The organism is Rhizobium sp. UFLA01-1127 (genome assembly GCF_059803845.1).
In genome coordinates, this window is the sequence record NZ_JAUQTZ010000068.1 from 1 (window position 1) to 18317 (window position 18317).

Here is an 18317-nt window from a genome sequence, read left to right on the forward strand (position 1 = left end):
ATCATGGCTAAAGAACAGGCTCGAATCGAGGCTCAAAACCGTAAGCAGGCATAAAATCTATTCGCCGGACGCTTACGAGCAGCAGACAGCGGGCCGCGGCATATTCGTTCCTCTGTCTTTCCGCCCAGGCGAAGCATTCCAATTCGATTGGAGTGAAGATTATGCCGTGATCGGCGGCGAACGCACAAAGCTGCAGGATCAGGCGCTTCAGTGCAACCACATCAATATCGCCACTGAAGCGAAGGCTTCGTCCGCAGCGCAGTTGCAATTCCATCATTGCAGGCAAAACCTGCATGCCATCAAAAGCCCGAGCTTCTTTGCTGTCCCCTGCCGGCGGCATGTCCAGCGGCAGAAACACCGTCGTCGACGGCGGCGACAGCAGGCCCTTCTTCCGCAATTCACGCCGCCAGGTGTAAACCTGCTGCCGCGTGATCGAATACCGGCGCGCCACCTCTGTCACCGACGCGCCGTCGACGCCTACCGACAGCACGACCTCCAGCTTGCTCTCATCACTCCAACGTCGGCGACGTTCATCGCCGAGAATTTCCACGCGCATCGCAGGTCTCGCCTAAAGCACGTCGCTAACGACGTCGTTATAGACGGGTCATAAACAAGTAAGCCGATCTCCGACAGGCGGCCACAATCGGGCGGTTACCTTCCATGCCGCCATATTTAGCTTTCCAATTGTAAAACGTCGCTTCTGAAATCCCGTGCTTGCGGCAGAGGTCGGCTGCCTTCGCACCAGCCTCCTGCTCCTTCAGCACCGCAATAATCTGCTCTTCCGTAAATCGCTGCTTCTTCATTCGTCCGTCCTTTAATAGGCCGGACTCTAATCCATTCTGGAGGAAATTCTCAGTGGCAAGTCAAACCTTCTGGCAGAAACCTCAATGTTCAAAAACACGCGGAATCAATGGGATGGAGACGGCGCATACTAACTTCCTTCATGGACGGTTCTCCCGATTGTGACCCTTGCCACAGCAGTGCCGGGTGCGGAGGACGTTCACCTCTTCACTCCCAAAACCGGCTCAGTTCTGCATAGAAACCAACATGCACCATCAGTTCCTGCCCGCAATTAGCGCTAGATACTGTTTACCACAGTTTTGCAGTGAATAGCGGTCGAGAGTTTTCTTGGCATTCGCGATCAGGCGCTCACGTTTTGCAGAATTCAGAAGACAGTCGCGAAGCGCCTCGGCAGCTTTATCGATATCCGGCTCCATCCATTCCTGACCCTGGTAAAAGGAATAGTCTCCCGGCACGAGTTTGCAAATCTGGCCAGGGATCAGCCAGCTATTATCCTGAGTCATGAAATCCAGATTGCCGGAATACCCTGTAGAAATAACCGGAATACCGATCGCCATGGCCTCTGCCATCAAACGACCAAAGCCTTCAGCCCGGTGCATCGACAGGACCACATCGCAGCAGGCAAGTAGTTGGTAATAAGCATCCCTGTCCAGTACCTCATTTCTGATATGAATGCGGTCATCAAGATAGGACTTGCGAACGCAATCACGCCACAGGCCATCATCGAGCGCATTCATCGCCTTGACCACAAGTTGTACATCGGGATGTGTGCTCCGGGGAAACGCCTTCTGAAACGCCAGAATGGCGGCCATCGGGTTCTTGCGCGAGATTGATGACGCCCCATCAAAACTTGTGAAAACAATGAAGCTGTTTTCATTCAGATTGAAGGTACTACGTGCAACATGTTCAAAAGCCGGAGGTTGAACGGGAAGCGGAACCCGGATTACAGGTTTGTCGGTTGCCTCACGGAATGCTTTGGCCGAATGTTCTGAATGACACCAGACTTCATCGACCAAGTCGAACGCCATCATGGCAGGCTCCGGGAATTTACTCAACTCCCACTGCCAGTAACCGATCTTTCGGCGGGCGGAAAAAGCGCGTGTCCCAAGCTTGTTCAATAGGGTCAAAGTATCGAAGGCTGGCATAACGTAAATCATCACGTCGCGTCCGAAATCGGCCTCATCCGCTTCGGTGATCTGTTCGTTGATACCCTCACGTGCCGTTATTTTCCACGGCACCCGTATCACGTCAGGCTCCACGCCTACGGCCTGCAATGATGCACGTAGAAGACGAATATCTTCACCAAGTCCGAATTCGCCACGTGGATAACCGGCGAGGGCTATGGATGTATGCCTGCTTTCAGGTTCTGCAGATAGGCTATGATGCTTTGTAGGCGGATTGTCGTGAACCGGTCGCTTCTTCAGTGCATATTCTATATCGGCGAAATGATTCCACCATTTACGGAAGTCAACTTGAGATGTCTTTCCTTTTACAGGAAACGCATTTTGCAAGTCTGGTCGGTTTCGGTAAACGAAGCCCATCAACGGCGTCCACCGTGAATTTTCCGGATTTTTCCGAAGATACCTGAAGTGAATCCCGTCCAGTAGCTCAGCAATTTCGTCGCTTTCAGAATCGGCGATTCGTGAAAGAGACAGAAAGGCGCGGTATCGCAGCGTATCAACGAAGCCTGCACCATGCGCGCCCAGATCTCCCAGGATCGCTGAAGCCTCCCGGATTCGTAGCGCATCCCGCGGAGGGAAATATTCGCTCGCGCCATTCTCGAGCCACCAACTCCAGAAGTTCGCGTCTACGTCCTTATCGTCAAGGGAGAAGATCGACCGAAGGTCAGGACGGTTGCGATAGACTAGCGCCATCAAAGGCGTCGGCAGCCGGTTTTCCAGACATTCTGATATATGACGGAGATGAATCCCGTCCAGTAGCTCAGCAATTTCGTCGCTTTCAGAATCGGCGATTCGTGAAAGAGACAGAAAGGCGCGGTATCGCAGCGTATCAACGAAGCCTGCACCATGCGAGCCCAGATCCCCCAGGATCGCTGAAGCCTCCCGGATTCGTAGCGCATCCCGCGGAGGGAAATATTCGCTCGCGCCGTTCTCGAGCCACCAACTCCAGAAGTTCGCGTCTACGTCCTTATCGTCAAGGGAGAAGATCGACCGAAGGTCAGGACGGTTGCGATAGACTAGCGCCATCAAAGGCGTCGGCAGCCGGTTTTCCAGACATTCTGATATATAACGGAGATGAATCCCGTCCAGTAGCTCAGCAATTTCGTCCCCATGGTCCGATTGCAGCCGGGAAAACGCAACAAGTGCCTGATAATATACGGAATCCACGACTTCAGATTGCGGCTCAAATATATCATCCAGCGATCTGGACGTTATCTGAGAGAGAACACTGATTGAAGAGAGTGCTTCTCTGCCATTAATATTGGATTCTGACCCGCTTCTTGAATACTCTTTATGGCCTGTTGCAAGCCACCACTGCCAAAGCCCGGATCGCCCTTCTATTTCACTAGTATCAAAAAGCTCGGGTAGATCTGGCCTATGGCGATATATAATTTCCATGAGCGGCGTTACGGCCAGACTCCGGAGAGACTTTTTATTTATCCATTTAAAGTGCAAATCAAAAATCAGGCCAGCATCAATAATATCTGCTAGACCAGGAAAGGTGTAGCGCCCGTGCTGGAGCCACCAGTATGTCAAGCCATCCAGCCCGGCGCTGGTGTGAATATCATAGCTTAATTGAAAATTGGCACCACAAGATACCCATGCTGCAATCAGGCCAGTGGGAAGAGTGTAGCCAAAGTCAGTCTCTACCGTGGTTTTACGCAGCATGAATGCCAGGCGCTGCGAGGCACTATCGTCTACTGGAACCAAGTCCGTTGCACTCATGAAGTCAAACTCTTTTGCCTGCCAAGTCCATCGGATCTCTCTTCTCTCGGAGAAAGATGTCACTAAAGCGCATTTGGATCGGATCGGCGCTCTAACTTCCTCTTGAAAGCATAATCTTTTCGGACCTCGTTTCACTCCGATCGGATTATGCTCTAGTAGCTGTTAAGTTTGATTGATCGGCCACTCTTCATACCCCAATCATCAAAATCTATAATTTTGTCCAGCAGGGGCTCATTCTTCCACGCGCCTTCTGCTGCGAAGTTCAGAAGCGGGGTAAGAAATTCCTGATAATCAGGCTTGAAGCCAGTTGTACTCGTGAAATTATAGATATCTGAGGCGAACTTCTCTGCGCCTCTTATTACGCCCTCCACAGCGTGATGAAGCGCTTCACTGTTGCTTATGGTTCGCCGTGGGTCGGAATGTGACATAAGTTTACCATCGTCCGACAAGCTAAGTGAAACAACCGAATTATGAGGTGCTGAGAATAAGAACTCCACAGCGACACGGTTGTCATAGAGTGACATGGCATGGCTTGCATCAGCTACAGTTGCATCGAACATAGCGCTCATTGAGCTTTTTTTGCGGCGTTCAACACACTCATTTTTATCAGTTAATGCCAGATAGTATCCGGTTACATCAAGTGGCAGTATTTTATTAATAGCAGTCTCAAACGCAGCTTGGGTTGTGCCATTCCAGCCGACATCAACCATTGCCACTTTGCTGCCTGGGGACAAACCCAGCTTACTCATTAATCCGAACAAGCCGCGGCGGTTCTCCCTGCACGTCTTCAAAATATGCCATCTCAAGGACCAAAGAAAATCCTCAGCCTGCCTGGTGTTTTCGTGTGTAATAACTACGCTATCTCCAAGCCCCAGATCCTCCAAAAGCCGTGCATCTGGCAGCGGCACATTAATGCGAGCCAACAGATCTCTCGCACTCAGTCCATCAGATCCTGACATCAGGAAAGCAAGGTAATCCGCAAAGTTGTTTTCAGTAATGGAGGCAAGCGAAAATACAGTACGAGAGCCCGAGAAATATGAAAAAGGTATATTAATGGGATTGTTGTCGAACTGTCTGACCCTATCAATGATATACCCGTCTCTCGCCATCAACAGGATATGGCTAACCCCATCTTTGATTGCCCTGCCCTTTATCCACTCATAAAAAGCGACAGCTGCCGGACCAGCATAGTGATATCCCATTTCAGTATAACTATCCGGGGCTATCTCTCGAATATTTCTTTTAGAAAGTCCGCGGCTGACAGAGTACTCCAACGGCATTGAAGCACCACTTTCAATAACGGCAGGGATCACCCGGGAAACGTAATGAAAAGCCTGCCAGCCTTGCTCGCATGCGCGCTTGACGTCAGAAGTCAAATTATCGCCCACATGCAATATTTGCTTGCCGGATATTCCAAGATTCCTAGATATTTTTCTAAATAGCTCACCAGTATCTCTCTTCGTAGCGTCAAGTTCACAAGACACAAAGATATCAACTGATGGGATACCAAAATCTTCCAGCACCGCCGTGAAGTAATCTAACGGAAGGTACATGTCCGAGACGATGATCACCTTGCGGCCACTCGTAATAGTTTCCATGAAAAACGGCAGGAGCTCGTAGTTCGGGAGCGCTACCTTCTTCTCCAGATCCAATTCGAGATCCATGATGTCGCTGCTTTTGAACCCAACGATAGAAAGCTCGCGATAGATGTCCGCAAGACTAATCTCGTTGCGCCCTTCTGCATGCATAGTGACGAAAGCCCGAGTTTGCGCTTCACGTCGCCTTGCCGGGAATTCGGGACATTCGATTTTTCGTGCGACAATATGGAATACATCTTCAGGCTCGACAACTGTCCGAACAAAAAGTGTATCAAAGAAGTCAAACGACACGACTTCAATTTCAGAGTTGCCTGCGGCAACTCTTAGATCTTCAAGCGAGTTCTGTGGACGATTTTCTATCATATTGCGTAATCGAAATTGATACCATTGGGATGGAGGTTCACATTATGGAAAGGATCTCGTTGGAAGAAATCCGGATGGCGGCGATAAAGCCTCCCCATCTCCTCCCGGAGCCTTTTCAGCTTAACCGGGTCAAGATCATCCAGCCCACGTGAAAAAGATTCATGATGTAGGAGAACGGCTCGCTGACACATTACGGAGTAATAGCCAGCCTCCCTCATTCTGAAACAAAGCTCGACATCGTTATAAGCAACAGGGAATGTCTCATCAAAACCGCCAACCGCATTGAACTTTGAGCGATCAGTCATGAGGCATGCGCCAGTTACAGCCAACCAGTTGTAGTCAAGTATGTTTCGCCCGAAATAGCCCCAGCTTCTGGCATCCTGTCGCAAATACGCATGTCCTGGGCCGTCACTCAAGTTCAGTAGGCCGCTATGCTGTATCAGCTTGCTCCCCGGGTAGAGTAGTTTGGCTCCTACTGCTCCAATATGGTTGAGTTGAGCAAAACCTGCCATTCGCGCCAAAGAGTCGTGCTCCACAACTTCAGTGTCATCGTTTAGGAATAAGATTAACTCACCAGCAGCTTTCGCTGCTCCGATATTACACAATTGAGAAAAATTAAACGGATAGTCCCACCGTATGACCGATATATTCGAAAGAGCAGATAGCTCTCGCAGGTATCTAAGAGTTTCTTCATCACGAGAACCATTATCTACGATAATTATCTCAATGTTTTTATAGCTGTTTACGTACTGTAGTGATTCCACACAGCGCTTCAGTACCCCGCAGTTGTCTCTGGATGGGATTATTATCGATATCAGAGTTCCTAGTCGCGGTTCGTACTTTACGCCGTAGTATCCTGGAAATCCCGGAATTTCCTCAACAGAGGCATCTAGCCCGCGGCGTTTGATAGCATCAGCTCTTACCCGTCTGGTGGCTTCAAGTACATATGGCTTCTCGGTGAGAGCAACCGAAACAGAGCCAGGTAATGTTCGCCAGTGATAAAGTACCTTCGGGATGTGAGCAATTTTTTTTGTTATTTCAGTCAGGCGCAGTACAAGATCCCAGTCCTGACATCCGTCATATTGGCTTCGTAAACCACCGATATCAAGAAGCAGACTTCGCTTGATGCATGAAACATGACACACATACATCGTGCTCATCATAGTGTCCGGAGACCAATCCGGCTTATAATGGGGCTCGCTGGCGCGCCCCTCCAGATCGATCTTGTCCTCATCGCTATATATGTAATCAGGATTTTCCCTGTTGATACAAAGTGCAAGCTCATAGAGGCAGTCGTGTGTCAATTCATCGTCATGATCAAGAAGCACAACGTAATCACCTATGGCAATTTTTACCCCGGTGTTGGTCGCACCTGCAATGCCCTGATTTTCAGAACTCCGTTCAAGCTTCACTCGTGAATCAGAAATTCCTTCAAGGAACTCAAGTGCTTCCGGCCGAATGCTTGCGTCATCAACCACAATGAGCTCCCAATCGGGGTACCATTGCGAACTTACGGATTCATACAACTTCTCCATAAGCTGAAGGGGCGTGTTATATGAAGGAACAATGATCGAAAATATGGGCCGGAACGACATACCATTGATCTCTCCAGCCAGATTCTGGGGCTTTTCTGGTGGAATATACACGTACTGAGCATCTTTTTTACTGAGGCTGTATTTTTTTCCATCAAAATGAAGATTGCCTCTTCTGCGGCTAATCAAAGCTTCATCAAGCCAATCCTCCAAGTATTTACTGGCGTCCCATGCTTTGGATAAGGTCTTCAAGGCACCCTGGAGATCCTGCGTTTCTCTCAGGCTCTGGACGTCGAGCCGCGCATGCTTGATGACTATCGCCAGAGGGGATACTTTTGATAACCTTCCCCTACCGATAGTTAGTGATCCCGGCTGACAACTGGGATCAAATCTGAGCGCGCGCGCGCCGCGAGGCAGGAATATTCTGGCTCTGATTTCGCCCTTTGTCTCGAAAAACGCCAACGCTAAAGTCTCGGCTTCGCTGAAGCCTTCCCCGCTATCAACATATAACGTCGGGCGTACAAGTTGGGTAAGGCTTGAAGCAAGTTCGACCGATATTTCATAGTATCCTGGCGCCAACCCGGGCATACTAACGCCGAAGAAGGGATCTCCGCCAACCATCCGGTAGCTTGTCAGGCCGTTAGCCTCGTCCATCAAGACCAAATCATTAAGCGGAGTAAACGTAACTTCAACGGAATCAATGCGGCTGGACATAGGCATCCCTGGAGTAGATTCTATCCTCAGGCGACTTCGCTCACACAGTTCGCCCGTTGGGGAATTATCTGCTTTCAGAACATTGAACAAGCAAGAGTGAACGATTGCAAACTATTTTACAGCCTTGTTCCACTGCTCGAGTGTTGTGGAAAGGAGCGCGAGAAGCGCTTTTGTGGGAAGGGGCTGCACGTAACGCTGCTTGATACGAGCAACAAGCCCTCCTTTTTGCTTTTGTGTGGCTATATGTATTGCGTTCCGAATTGCCTCTGATGAGGGGCCCTCCAGATAAGTCGGCTCATCACCGAAAATCTCTCGTGACCAGCTATGATCGGCAAGAACGAGCGGTGCACCAGCAAGGGCTGCTTCGATTGCCGAAAAACCGGGGTAATCGTCACCCAGCTCCAGATAAGCAGAGCAACTTTGCATTGCAGATCTCAAAATTTCGGATGCTGGCTGTACATATGGCAAGAAGCGTACATTGTCACCGGCAATAGCACGGCATTTATCATAGTAGTGCTTGTCCGCATATCCGCCGATAAAAACCAAAGGGATTTCGAAATCCCTCAAGGCCTCAATGGTCTCCAGCTGACGCTTGTGCTCGGCAATCTGTCCAACCCAAAGGATATATCGGTCGATGCCGTAGGCGGATTGGAAAAGGCCTGCTTCGGCGGGCTTGCCAAAACTGGGGGCGATACCCGCCGGGACAACAACGATTTTGGAGCTGTCAACGGAAAAATTCTCTAGGCAGACAACCTTCTCGGCATTGGCTCTCAGTATAACAAGATCGGCAAGATCCAAGTGACGCTGAACGACATCGTGGGCTTTGTGCTGCCGATCGAAGAAGTTGAAATTTGGTATCAGGACGATCGGTTTCTCCGCGGCCTTCACATCTCGCAATAAATCTTCGCCGCCGCCGTGGGCAGAAAAATGAATGACCGCATCGTAGGCGCTGAGGCGTCTTGAATTTGGCCCGTAAAGATCTGCGCGAACACCAACGTCATTGATATATTCAGCAAGTTGATGCAGCTCAGTTTCGCCGCCTCCTGGTGACAAGAAAGCCTGGTGGTAGGTGGTCAGCAAGAGTCGCAAGCTTATAGATCCCTTTTGGCATTTGGTGACTGTAGTATGAAGTTAGCGATCTTCACCCTAACGCCTTCCGTCGGACCCTGCCATAGGCCATTTGTCAAAAAATGAGTGTATGCGCCGCTTTGGTCTAGGCGAGTTCGCTGCCCTTATTTCTGGCTGCGCTATCCAGCTAGTGCCCATCCATAAGCGGTAAATCGCTGACATTATTGATATAATCGCGATATATCGGCAGGCAAAGCCCGGCGGTTTCAGGTATTCTTTAGATCAAGCTACTGATTCTAAGGACGAACCCGTAACCGCCGGAGCCGACAATGCGCCAAGAACGCGCGGTCAAGCCAGTGTATTCAATCTTTTCGCCGAACATGAGATCGGTCATGAACTGAGGTCGATGTCGCAATGGCTGGATGAACATCGCGATCTGCTCGGGCTGGTGACGCGGGACCTGCGCCGGCATGGCCTTAAGGAGACCGGCCGCGAGGGGCTCCCAGCCGAGGCAGTGGCGCGCTGCGCGCGCCGCTCAAGCAGCATCGCCTGTTGAGTCATCAGGAGCTGGCCCTCCATCTCGAAGAGTCCGCCTCGTTCCGAGCCTTTGCCCGGCTGCCGTGGGGGAGCCCGAAGAATTCGGTCTTGCACAAGACGATCAGCGCGATCCGGGCGCAAACCTTTGAAGAGATCAACCGGGTGCTGCTGCCGAGCGCCCTGCAGGAGAAGCTCGAAAGCGGCAAGGTCGTGCGCGTGGATAGCACCGTCACCGTCGCACTGATCCATGAGCCGTTTATGGACGGGCACTAGCTAGGGGGATTTGCTGGGCGTAGGATCACTTGGCAACGTTCGACGACAGCGAAGTTCTACTCCGGCGACATCCGCGCGGCAACCTATACAAAGCGTTCGTCCGACGCGTCCGCCCCCGGTGCTAGGCGGCTCGCGCGCGGCGTCGTCATTGGCCGAAAGGGATCGTCGCCTCAGTGACAAACCACACGGTCGCCGCCCCGATATCTTTAAAAACCACTGAGAGGAGGTGGCGGGATGCCTTGAAGAACACCAGGGCCATGCCGCACTCGAACTTCTTGTCGGACTCTAAGCCCGTTACCCTGGACAATAAAGCTTGCGACAGCCTCCCACACGGCAAAGACGAGTAAGGGTGTGACGACAGCAAGCCGCACAGCGGCTCATCGGCAACGCTGGCAGACTGGCGCATATGTCGCTCGAGATCTCGTATGTGGCGCTATGCAACAACATCCTAGACGAGGCAAACAGTAACAAAATTACATGAGGCACGTTTGGGTAAATTCACGCGGTATTGACAAGAGGATAGCTAACTGTGTCCGGTATTGCTAGAACAGTTCAAGGCGCTCCCAGTTGTCGTTCAGGCTTCGACTGAAACCGCAGTCTAAATGAGGCTTGCTTCTGTCGTTGACGCATCCAAGGTCGTACCGCATAAAATGATAAAAATGTTTCAGCCAATATACGCAGACCACATAGCGTTGGTGGATCCAGAATTTTTACCGTTGAAATTGAATGATAATCGCTTTGCCGCGTGGCGGGAGATTCGAATTCTTGTCAATATGTACCGGCAAGGTTTACACAAGCACGCGGGATTTACCGGACTCTTCTCTCCGAAATTTAACCTGAAGACCGGTGTGACAGGGCAAGCCATTAAGAGTTTTGCGGAACGGAATGCCTCCGCAGACGTAGTCCTCATTAATCCGTTCCCACACCTAGCGTTTATTTCCTTCAATGCTTGGATGCAGGGCGAACATGCGCATCCAGGCTTAATTGATTTGGCAGATGAGTTATGCGACACCCTTGATTTGAAATTAAAGCCGGGTGTTGGGCGTCGACATTCTCCGAGAATATTGTGCTATTCGAATTTTTGGCTCGCAAAATCCGGTTTTTGGGAGGCCTATGTGGGAGAAATTCTGGAGCCGATTGTCACGTGGCTGGATCAACACCAAGATCATCCTTTAACACAGAGACTTTTCTCCAATACACTTCACACGGACCCAGCCCCATTTCTTCCATTCATTATCGAGAGAATGTTGACCACATATCTTGACGCATCAGAATGGATTGTTGCTGCTTATGAACTGCCGCTACTTTCGAGATGTCTAAATGAATTCGAAAAAGAGATCGCAGTACATTTCTATGACGAAGTCGCGAAAGCTGATCGTCAGAGCTATTTTTCGGATGATTTGCGTAAGAGAATGGATCTAGCGACCAAATTGCGGCAGTTGTATTTTTGGGAGAAATACAACAACAACTCCCACCCTCACATCATAAAAAAGTAGAGTTTAGCGTCTTTATCTTTGAATATATTTTCAGAGAGTCTCTGTAAAATTCGATTGTTGTGAGCGATGCGTTGTCGATAAAGGTGAAAGGAAATTTGGAGATTTCGATAGACATTGTAGCCAATACTATGAGCGCTATAATGCCGCCATGTGTCACAATAACAACGTTTTCCTGTGGTGCATCCAAATACGATTGGAGCGCCTGAATTGCACGTACCTGGGCTCCAGCGTATGATTCACCCTTAGGGAAATGAGTGAACACATCTACATTGGGTGATATCAGTTTTTTTTCGATACCGTCGCGCCAACTGAATCCTTGAAGATCGCCTGCATCCACCTCAAGGAAACCAGCGTTGCTTTCAAAAGAAGCTTCGCCGAAGATCAGTTCTGTTGTAGCGGTGGCGCGGGGAGCAGGGCTCGAAACGATCTTTGTGGCGGCCGATAGAAACAACGAAGGATGCCTCTGTCTAAGCGCAGCTGCCAACTCTTTCGCTTGCGTTTCTCCATTCATCGTCAGAACGGATGCAGATCGACCGTCTACCATCCCCTCTGCATTGAGTGTAGTTTCGGCGTGGCGGATCAGATGCATCGTCTTCCATGCCTTAGCCTCGGATAGCCGTTCAATTAGGCCCGGCTCACGACCGAATTGATAACCTGTTCCCATGCTGCAGCCGTTCTCTCTAGCGTGTAATGCTTTTTGGCATCCTTGTAACAGTTACTGGCCAAGCGCTCGCGAAGCTCAGTCGACGAGGCCAGTGAATTCAGAGCAAGCAGCCAGTCCTCGGTTGTATTGTCGACAAGTAAACCGGTCACCTTATTGGTGACAGCCATTTCATAGACTGGGCTTCTAGAAAAGATCGCGGGTAGGCCGGCTGCGCTATAGTCAACATACTTCACAGGTGATTTACACGCATTGAAAAGTATGTCGTCCGAATCTTCGTATCCCGATAACGGGACAATACAAAAATCGTAGTTTCTTCTCGATAGAATTTCCCGGTATTCTTTATAATCTATCGGCTTTTTAACACTTATTCTATCGTGGGAGAAAATTGAAGCGTCGAAGTTTTCGCAATAAAAATCGAGCCGCCAGTCTTTATTCCGGCTCAGAAACTCTTTTATTGCCCCTGCGAATGCAGCTGTTTGTGAGCCAAGCTTCAGCGTAAACATTGAAGATAACAATATAGACTTTGTGGATTCCTGATGAAGGTAGACATCCTCCTCGCAGAAATCGGTCGCATAGGGTATGCAATACGTCGGCCCTCGATAGGCCGGCGAGATCGCCTGACGGAAAAACGAAGTTGGGACCACAAGGCAATCAGCTAGGGTATAAATGTGGGAAATTATTTGCGGATCAGCACCCTTAAGTAAGTCCCTGCCGTAGCTTGGGTTGCCGTACATCCAGTCGTCAACGTCAACTATAATCGGTATGTCGAGCGCCTTAGCCCGAGATGCAAGAGCGGCGCTTAGGCGGGAGAAGGGCCTATTCATTATTAGGACGTCGAAATCGAGAACAGCCTGCTCTAGAAGTCTCTCAGTTGTTTCGATTATCAGCAAAATCGGCTTTCGGGTGCTAAATTCGCGCAGAGGCCGAATTATGCGCAGAAACACCGAAAGCGAGACATCGTGCCCCACAATGGTTGATCGTCGAGCCTCTACCGCTATACGTAGCATCCTCTGTTCCGGCATGTGTTGTGCTTGCAGACAATGCGAAAATTCCCTAGAGGAAATGGGCCGGTCGAGTCAAGGCCGTAAGCCGGGCTAGGGAGACGGCTTCCCGAATGCAGTTTTTACAGAGGTTTGTTGATGCTCCACCCGAAATACAAAGGCGTCATTCTGGCAGGTGGAAAAGGGACGCGTCTCTACCCGGCCACTATTCCGGTTAGTAAGCAGTTGCTTCCGGTCTACGACAAGCCTATGATTTACTATCCGCTTAGCACGTTAATGATTGCCAACATAAAGGAAGTGTTGGTGATTTCTACGCCGAGTGCACTTCCGCTTTATCAGGAGCTTTTGGGTAACGGAGAACAGCTCGGCATGCGCTTCGAATATGCCATACAGGCGGAAGCTCGAGGTCTGGCCGAGGCATTCATTATTGGTGAGCGTTTTATCGGTGAGGCTTGCGCTGCGCTTGCGCTAGGTGACAACATTTTCTACGGCACTGGCGTTGGCACGAGCGTGCGCAACGCTGCTGAGCGCAGTTCGGGCGCCACCGTTTTCGCTTATGGTGTCAGTGACCCGGAGCGTTACGGAATTGTCGAATTCGAGAGCGATGGAAATACGCCGATTTCAATCGTCGAGAAGCCTGCCAAGCCACGCAGCCACTACGCGGTTACTGGCCTGTATTTCTACGATAACGATGTCATCGAGATATCGAAGAGCATTAAGCCCTCGGAGCGCGGTGAACTAGAGATTACGACTGTCAACGATGTCTACCTAAAGGCTGGCAAGCTCCATGTCGAAAAACTCGGCCGCGGTAACGCGTGGTTCGACACCGGAACCCATGATAGCCTTCTTGAATCGAGCCAATTCGTACACACGATCGAAAAACGCCAGGGCCAGAAGATAGCATGCATTGAGGAAATCGCCTGGCGCATGGGCTTCATCGATGACGAGCAGCTCGCACAACTGGCTCATCCACTTGTGTCGAGCGGCTATGGAAAGTACCTGCTGAGCCTAATTCCGCGATAGTTTCTCTATACGCGGAATTGGACTGGTCTGCCGTCTAGTAGCTAAAATTGTGATCGACGTCAGCAAAGCGCGTGGCAGTAGCATCCTTTGGCGAAAGCAACACGGCAAGTTTGGGCCAATCGATCGCGACGTCAGGATCGTTCCATAGGAGCGACCGCTCGGACGCAGCATCCCAGTATCCCGTCTGTCGGTAGGAAACGAGGGTATCATCCTCCAGCGCCATGAAGCCATGGGCGAAGCCCTCGGGAACGTAAAACATGTGGTTGTCTGTGCCGCTAAGCTCCGTACCCGTCCATTTACCATAGGTCGGCGATCCCAGGCGCAGATCCACGGCAACGTCGAATATCCGCCCGTGAACGCAGCGGACTAGTTTTCCCACCGCGTGAGGATTGATTTGATAGTGCAAGCCGCGAACGACTCCCTTTGAAGAGCGTGATTGATTATCCTGTACAAATTGCGGCAACCCAAGTTCCTGGAACGCGGAGGCGCGAAACGTCTCAGTAAAGGAGCCGCGATCGTCTCCGAATTCCCTATGTTCCAAGAGCAGGACATCGGGGATAGCCTGAGGAATAGCCTTGAAGTTCATTTTTTTCTTCCCTTGAGATGGCGATCACGCTAGCAGCTTTGACGTCGATAAAGATCCGATATAGGGACACTCCCTTGAGTACAAGGTAGTGCGGAGAGCTTTCATGCGCAAAACAGCAATGGTCACTGGTGGAGCGGGCTTTATAGGATCGGCAGTCTGTCGATATCTCATTGGCGAAACAGATTACGATGTCGTCAATCTGGATCTGCTGACGTACGCTGGTGATCTTCGCTCGCTCGACTCCATCAAATCCAGTCCGCGCTTCTCGACCATACAAGGTGACATCGGTAATAGCGAGCTGGTGGGTGAAATACTGCAACGTCACCGCCCATCAGTCATTCTACATCTCGCGGCGGAGTCTCACGTCGACCGCTCTATCGATGGGGCGGCGCCCTTCATCGAGACCAATATCGTTGGCACGTTCCGGCTTCTGGAGGCCGTTCGCGGCTATTGGTCGGCACTCTCACCGGCCGAGCAGCGGGAATTCCGTTTTCTGCATGTCTCGACAGATGAGGTGTATGGTACGTTGGGCGACGAGGGACTTTTCTCGGAAACAACGCCCTATTCGCCAAACTCGCCTTATTCTGCATCGAAGGCTGCATCGGACCATCTGGTCAATGCCTGGCACCACACGTATGGCCTTCCGATTGTTATTTCGAATTGTTCAAATAATTATGGTCCGTTTCAATTTCCGGAAAAGCTCATCCCACGCATGATTACAACTGCGCTGGAGCATGGCTCGTTACCGGTATACGGCGCCGGTAACAATGTCCGCGACTGGTTGCACGTGGACGATCATGCTTCCGCTCTGTGGCTTGTGGCGACGAAGGGCCGCCTTGGTGAAAAATACAATATCGGCGGACGCAACGAGCGCCGCAACGTCGATGTCGTTCGCACCATTTGCTCCCTGTTGGACGAGTTGGGACCTCCTGCACCTCAAGGAGGATATGAGAGCCTTATCACCTACGTGACCGACCGCCTCGGTCACGATCACCGCTATGCGATAGATGCAACGAAAATCGAAACCGAACTCGGCTGGAAAGCGAAATATGATTTCGATCACGGTCTGCATGCTACCATCTTGTGGTATCTTTCCAACGAGTGGTGGTGGCGACCCCACAAGGATGCTGCCGAAGCCCTCTATAAGGCAAAAGCCAAATGACACTCTTGATCCTGGGTAAGAATGGACAGGTTGCAACAGCGCTTGCAGAACTGGCCGAGGAACGCGGCCTCGAATGGGTTGCCTGGGGTCGGGGCGAGCTCGATCTTTCGGATCTCGACCAAACATATGCAGCAATCATGAAGTCGGGAGCATCAGCCATCGTAAACGCTGCGGCTTATACCGCTGTAGATAAAGCGGAGAGCGACGCTGCCTCGGCGATGCGTCTGAACGCGGATGCCCCAGCGATCATCGCACAGGCCGCAAGGGAGCTCGATGTCCCCTTTGTGCATATCTCCACAGATTACGTGTTTTCGGGCGACAAAACGATGCCCTATACCGAAGACGATGCGATATCGCCGATCAGCACCTATGGCCTAAGCAAGGCCGAAGGCGAGAAGCGTGTGCGTGAGGTCTATTCGGCAGCTACCATCCTGCGCACTGCCTGGGTTTTTCACGAGAGCGGAAGCAACTTCGTCAAGACCATGCTTCGCCTCGGCGGGGAGCGCAAGGAACTGCGCGTCGTCGCCGATCAGCATGGCAATCCGACCTATGCGGGCGATATTGCCTTGGCCTGCCTGAAGATTGTTGAGATAGCGAAGGCTCGCTCGCGCAACGTCGCGGGCACGTTCCATTTCGCCGGTCGCGGATATACGACATGGCACGGGTTTGCCGAGGCAATCTTCGCCGAAGCGGCAGCGCATGGATGGGCAGTGCCCGACCGTGTGACGGCAATCTCGACCGCCGAATATCCGACGCCGGCAAGGCGACCAGCCAATTCACGTTTTGATTGCAATCGGATCGCCAGCGCGCTGGAAATTGAAGCTCCGCACTGGCGAGACTCCTTAGCTCACTGCCTGCAGCGGCTGGCGGTGATCAGGAGTTAATCGATCCTGCATCAGGGCAAGAAAGCCTAGGCCTTCTTTTGCTCCCATTTGCTTATTAGTGGGAGCTTGTGGGATAGGACCGGATGCTTTTGATCTCGAGAAGAGGATAACTAATATGTTAGTTGAGACACAGGCGACGAGCCCGTCGAATCCGTCGTGGTCTGAACCGACTAAGTCCTTGCGGATACAGAAATCGCCGCCTGGGATGTATAACAACATCAAATTGGCCTATTTCCTGGCTTGGTACGATGTGCGGCACCGTTATGCCCGATCAGTGATCGGCCCTTTTTGGATTACGTTACAGACAGCAATTTTCGTAGGCTGCATTGGCTTTGTCTTTAGCGCTATATCGAACGTCTCCGTTCCCGACTTCTTGCCGTATTTTGCAGTTAGTTTCGTTATGTGGAACTTTTTGTCCGGCGCGACCAACAATGCGACGACGACGCTGCTGGGTGCGGGTGGATTCATCAAGGATCGGGGGCTGCCTGCCTATATCTTCTATGTCCAGTGCTTTTTCCGGCATCTACTGTTTCTCGCCCATAACATCCTGGTTCCGATTATTCTTTTCATCTTTCTCGGAGGGGCTACGTTCCTCGGTCTCCTCATGGCTATTCCAGGGCTGATCATTTTCATGGCGGTGACGCTCTGCCTATCGCTCGTGGCGGGAACGCTTGCCACGCGCTATCGAGACGTGCAGCCGCTGGTGGAGTCATTTATGAACTTGGCCTTCCTTGCCTCACCGATCATGTGGAAACCGCATGTGGTCGCGGGTCGCGACTATCTGCTGCACTATAACCCCGTCGTGCATTTGCTTGCGATCTGGCGAGAGCCATTGTTGAACGACGCCATGCCCTGGGATAGTTTTATCGTGTCGCTGGGACTTCTCGCAATTCTCGCCCTGTTGAGCTGGTTTGCGCTAACGCGCCTGCGCAACGCGGCTTTCTGGATCTGAACAATGGCTACGATCACGCTTGAGAAAGTCACGCTTGACTATCCGATCTACGATCTGAACGACAAGTCTTTGAAGAGGCTTTTGCTGTCCGCTGCGGGCGGATCTACCGAAAAAACAACAGTTATTCGCGCCCTTCACGAGATCGACTTTGAGGTTAAAGCTGGGGAACGCATCGGGCTGTACGGACCGAACGGTTCCGGCAAGACGACGCTGTTGCGGACAATCGCGGGTATTTTTCCAATATCCGGCGGCAACATCTCCGTCACCGGTCAGATGACGCCTTTGCTCGGGCTTGCGATCGGCGCCAATATGGAAATTTCTGCCGAGGACAACATCAGGCTCTTGCTCCGGGTGGATGGTATCAAACCAACGAAAGAGCTTGTTGATTCGATCTGGGAGTTTACGGATCTAGAGGACAAAATGCGCCGCATGCCCTTGCGCACGTTCTCTTCGGGCATGCTGATGCGCGTACTTTTCTCAGTCTCGACGGCGTTCTCACCGGAGATCCTTCTTCTGGATGAATGGCTGAGCGTCGTTGATGAAACCTTTTCCAAGAAAGCCGAGCGGCGCATGGAGGATTTGGTTTCCCGATCCAAGATCCTCATCATTGCATCCCACAACATGAAGATGCTTGAGCGTGTTTGCACACGCATCGTGCGGCTTGAGCAGGGGCACATCAAATCCGATGAAGCTGTCGTGCCGGCGCAGAAGATTGATAGTGCGGAAGCGCCTGCAACTGCGGTTAGCTGACCCATAA

The 18317-nt window shown here is 51.3% G+C and carries 14 protein-coding genes and 3 pseudogenes; 7 read left to right on the forward strand and 10 right to left on the reverse strand.

Annotated elements, in window-relative coordinates:
• Positions 1 to 256: 256 nt before the first annotated feature.
• From Q4Q11_RS17775 to Q4Q11_RS17800, 6 genes and pseudogenes are all read right to left on the reverse strand, one after another.
• Positions 257 to 556 (reverse strand): annotated as a pseudogene (locus tag Q4Q11_RS17775) (transposase); the annotation flags it as partial.
• Between the two features lie 100 nt (positions 557 to 656).
• A pseudogene (locus Q4Q11_RS17780) lies at positions 657 to 803 on the reverse strand (transposase); the annotation flags it as partial.
• A 252-nt stretch (positions 804 to 1055) separates the two neighbouring features.
• Positions 1056 to 3707: a glycosyltransferase family 4 protein gene (locus Q4Q11_RS17785; protein ID WP_498570325.1), complete on the reverse strand. Its 2652-nt coding sequence runs from the start codon at positions 3705 to 3707 to the stop codon at positions 1056 to 1058.
• A gap of 152 nt (positions 3708 to 3859) precedes the next feature.
• Complete coding sequence (locus tag Q4Q11_RS17790) at positions 3860 to 5668, reverse strand: hypothetical protein (protein ID WP_498570326.1); 1809 nt, start codon at positions 5666 to 5668, stop codon at positions 3860 to 3862.
• Positions 5665 to 7914, reverse strand: a complete 2250-nt coding sequence (locus tag Q4Q11_RS17795; RefSeq protein ID WP_498570327.1) for a glycosyltransferase family 2 protein — start codon at positions 7912 to 7914, stop codon at positions 5665 to 5667. The genes Q4Q11_RS17790 and Q4Q11_RS17795 overlap by 4 nt, the downstream gene beginning before the upstream one ends.
• Positions 7915 to 8025: 111 nt before the next feature.
• Positions 8026 to 8994, reverse strand: a complete 969-nt coding sequence (locus tag Q4Q11_RS17800) for a glycosyltransferase (RefSeq protein ID WP_498570328.1) — start codon at positions 8992 to 8994, stop codon at positions 8026 to 8028.
• Between the two features lie 317 nt (positions 8995 to 9311).
• Here Q4Q11_RS17800 and Q4Q11_RS17805 point away from each other — a divergent pair.
• Positions 9312 to 9774, forward strand: a pseudogene (locus Q4Q11_RS17805) (transposase); the annotation flags it as partial.
• Between the two features lie 163 nt (positions 9775 to 9937).
• Here Q4Q11_RS17805 and Q4Q11_RS17810 read toward each other — a convergent pair.
• Entirely contained in the window at positions 9938 to 10198 is a 261-nt protein-coding gene (locus Q4Q11_RS17810; protein WP_498570329.1) for a hypothetical protein, read from the reverse strand.
• A 196-nt stretch (positions 10199 to 10394) separates the two neighbouring features.
• Between Q4Q11_RS17810 and Q4Q11_RS17815 the strand changes: the two genes are divergently transcribed.
• Positions 10395 to 11288: a hypothetical protein gene (locus Q4Q11_RS17815; protein ID WP_498570330.1), complete on the forward strand. Its 894-nt coding sequence runs from the start codon at positions 10395 to 10397 to the stop codon at positions 11286 to 11288.
• Here Q4Q11_RS17815 and Q4Q11_RS17820 read toward each other — a convergent pair.
• Positions 11275 to 11952, reverse strand: a complete 678-nt coding sequence (locus Q4Q11_RS17820; protein WP_498570331.1) for a histidine phosphatase family protein — start codon at positions 11950 to 11952, stop codon at positions 11275 to 11277. The two genes, Q4Q11_RS17815 and Q4Q11_RS17820, sit on opposite strands and share 14 nt — an antisense overlap.
• On the reverse strand, positions 11913 to 12842 hold the full coding sequence (locus Q4Q11_RS17825) for a glycosyltransferase family protein (protein WP_498570332.1): 930 nt from the start codon (positions 12840 to 12842) through the stop codon (positions 11913 to 11915). Before Q4Q11_RS17825 ends, Q4Q11_RS17820 begins: the two co-directional genes overlap by 40 nt.
• Before the next feature lie 249 nt (positions 12843 to 13091).
• On the opposite strand from Q4Q11_RS17825, the gene rfbA reads away from it, so the two are divergent.
• Positions 13092 to 13976: a glucose-1-phosphate thymidylyltransferase RfbA gene (gene rfbA, locus Q4Q11_RS17830; protein WP_498570333.1), complete on the forward strand. Its 885-nt coding sequence runs from the start codon at positions 13092 to 13094 to the stop codon at positions 13974 to 13976.
• Between the two features lie 34 nt (positions 13977 to 14010).
• On the opposite strand, the gene rfbC is transcribed toward rfbA, so the two are convergent.
• Positions 14011 to 14562: a dTDP-4-dehydrorhamnose 3,5-epimerase gene (gene rfbC, locus Q4Q11_RS17835; RefSeq protein WP_498570334.1), complete on the reverse strand. Its 552-nt coding sequence runs from the start codon at positions 14560 to 14562 to the stop codon at positions 14011 to 14013.
• Positions 14563 to 14665: 103 nt separating this feature from the next.
• Here rfbC and rfbB point away from each other — a divergent pair, with 103 nt between their 5' ends.
• The 4 genes from rfbB to Q4Q11_RS17855 all read left to right on the forward strand — a co-directional run bounded on the left by rfbB (position 14666) and on the right by Q4Q11_RS17855 (position 18310).
• Positions 14666 to 15724, forward strand: coding sequence for a dTDP-glucose 4,6-dehydratase (gene rfbB, locus Q4Q11_RS17840; RefSeq protein WP_498570335.1), 1059 nt, complete (start codon positions 14666 to 14668; stop codon positions 15722 to 15724).
• Complete coding sequence (rfbD, locus tag Q4Q11_RS17845; protein ID WP_498570336.1) at positions 15721 to 16608, forward strand: dTDP-4-dehydrorhamnose reductase; 888 nt, start codon at positions 15721 to 15723, stop codon at positions 16606 to 16608. The genes rfbB and rfbD overlap by 4 nt, the downstream gene beginning before the upstream one ends.
• Before the next feature lie 115 nt (positions 16609 to 16723).
• On the forward strand, positions 16724 to 17560 hold the full coding sequence (locus tag Q4Q11_RS17850) for an ABC transporter permease (RefSeq protein WP_498570337.1): 837 nt from the start codon (positions 16724 to 16726) through the stop codon (positions 17558 to 17560).
• Between the two features lie 3 nt (positions 17561 to 17563).
• On the forward strand, positions 17564 to 18310 hold the full coding sequence (locus Q4Q11_RS17855) for an ABC transporter ATP-binding protein (protein ID WP_498570338.1): 747 nt from the start codon (positions 17564 to 17566) through the stop codon (positions 18308 to 18310).
• Positions 18311 to 18317 lie beyond the last annotated feature (7 nt).

Excerpts from the sequence above, each read along its gene's own strand:
- Q4Q11_RS17820 (WP_498570331.1), bottom strand. The coding sequence starts at position 11,952 with ATGGGAACAGGTTATCAATTCGGTCGTGAGCCGGGCCTAATTGAACGG.
- Q4Q11_RS17855 (WP_498570338.1), top strand. The coding sequence starts at position 17,564 with ATGGCTACGATCACGCTTGAGAAAGTCACGCTTGACTATCCGATCTAC.
- Q4Q11_RS17815 (WP_498570330.1), top strand. The coding sequence starts at position 10,395 with ATGAGGCTTGCTTCTGTCGTTGACGCATCCAAGGTCGTACCGCATAAA.
- rfbA (WP_498570333.1), top strand. The coding sequence starts at position 13,092 with ATGCTCCACCCGAAATACAAAGGCGTCATTCTGGCAGGTGGAAAAGGG.
- Q4Q11_RS17850 (WP_498570337.1), top strand. The coding sequence starts at position 16,724 with ATGTTAGTTGAGACACAGGCGACGAGCCCGTCGAATCCGTCGTGGTCT.
- Q4Q11_RS17790 (WP_498570326.1), bottom strand. The coding sequence starts at position 5,668 with ATGATAGAAAATCGTCCACAGAACTCGCTTGAAGATCTAAGAGTTGCC.
- Q4Q11_RS17810 (WP_498570329.1), bottom strand. The coding sequence starts at position 10,198 with ATGCGCCAGTCTGCCAGCGTTGCCGATGAGCCGCTGTGCGGCTTGCTG.
- Q4Q11_RS17785 (WP_498570325.1), bottom strand. The coding sequence starts at position 3,707 with ATGAGTGCAACGGACTTGGTTCCAGTAGACGATAGTGCCTCGCAGCGC.
- rfbC (WP_498570334.1), bottom strand. The coding sequence starts at position 14,562 with ATGAACTTCAAGGCTATTCCTCAGGCTATCCCCGATGTCCTGCTCTTG.
- Q4Q11_RS17795 (WP_498570327.1), bottom strand. The coding sequence starts at position 7,914 with ATGTCCAGCCGCATTGATTCCGTTGAAGTTACGTTTACTCCGCTTAAT.
- rfbD (WP_498570336.1), top strand. The coding sequence starts at position 15,721 with ATGACACTCTTGATCCTGGGTAAGAATGGACAGGTTGCAACAGCGCTT.
- rfbB (WP_498570335.1), top strand. The coding sequence starts at position 14,666 with ATGCGCAAAACAGCAATGGTCACTGGTGGAGCGGGCTTTATAGGATCG.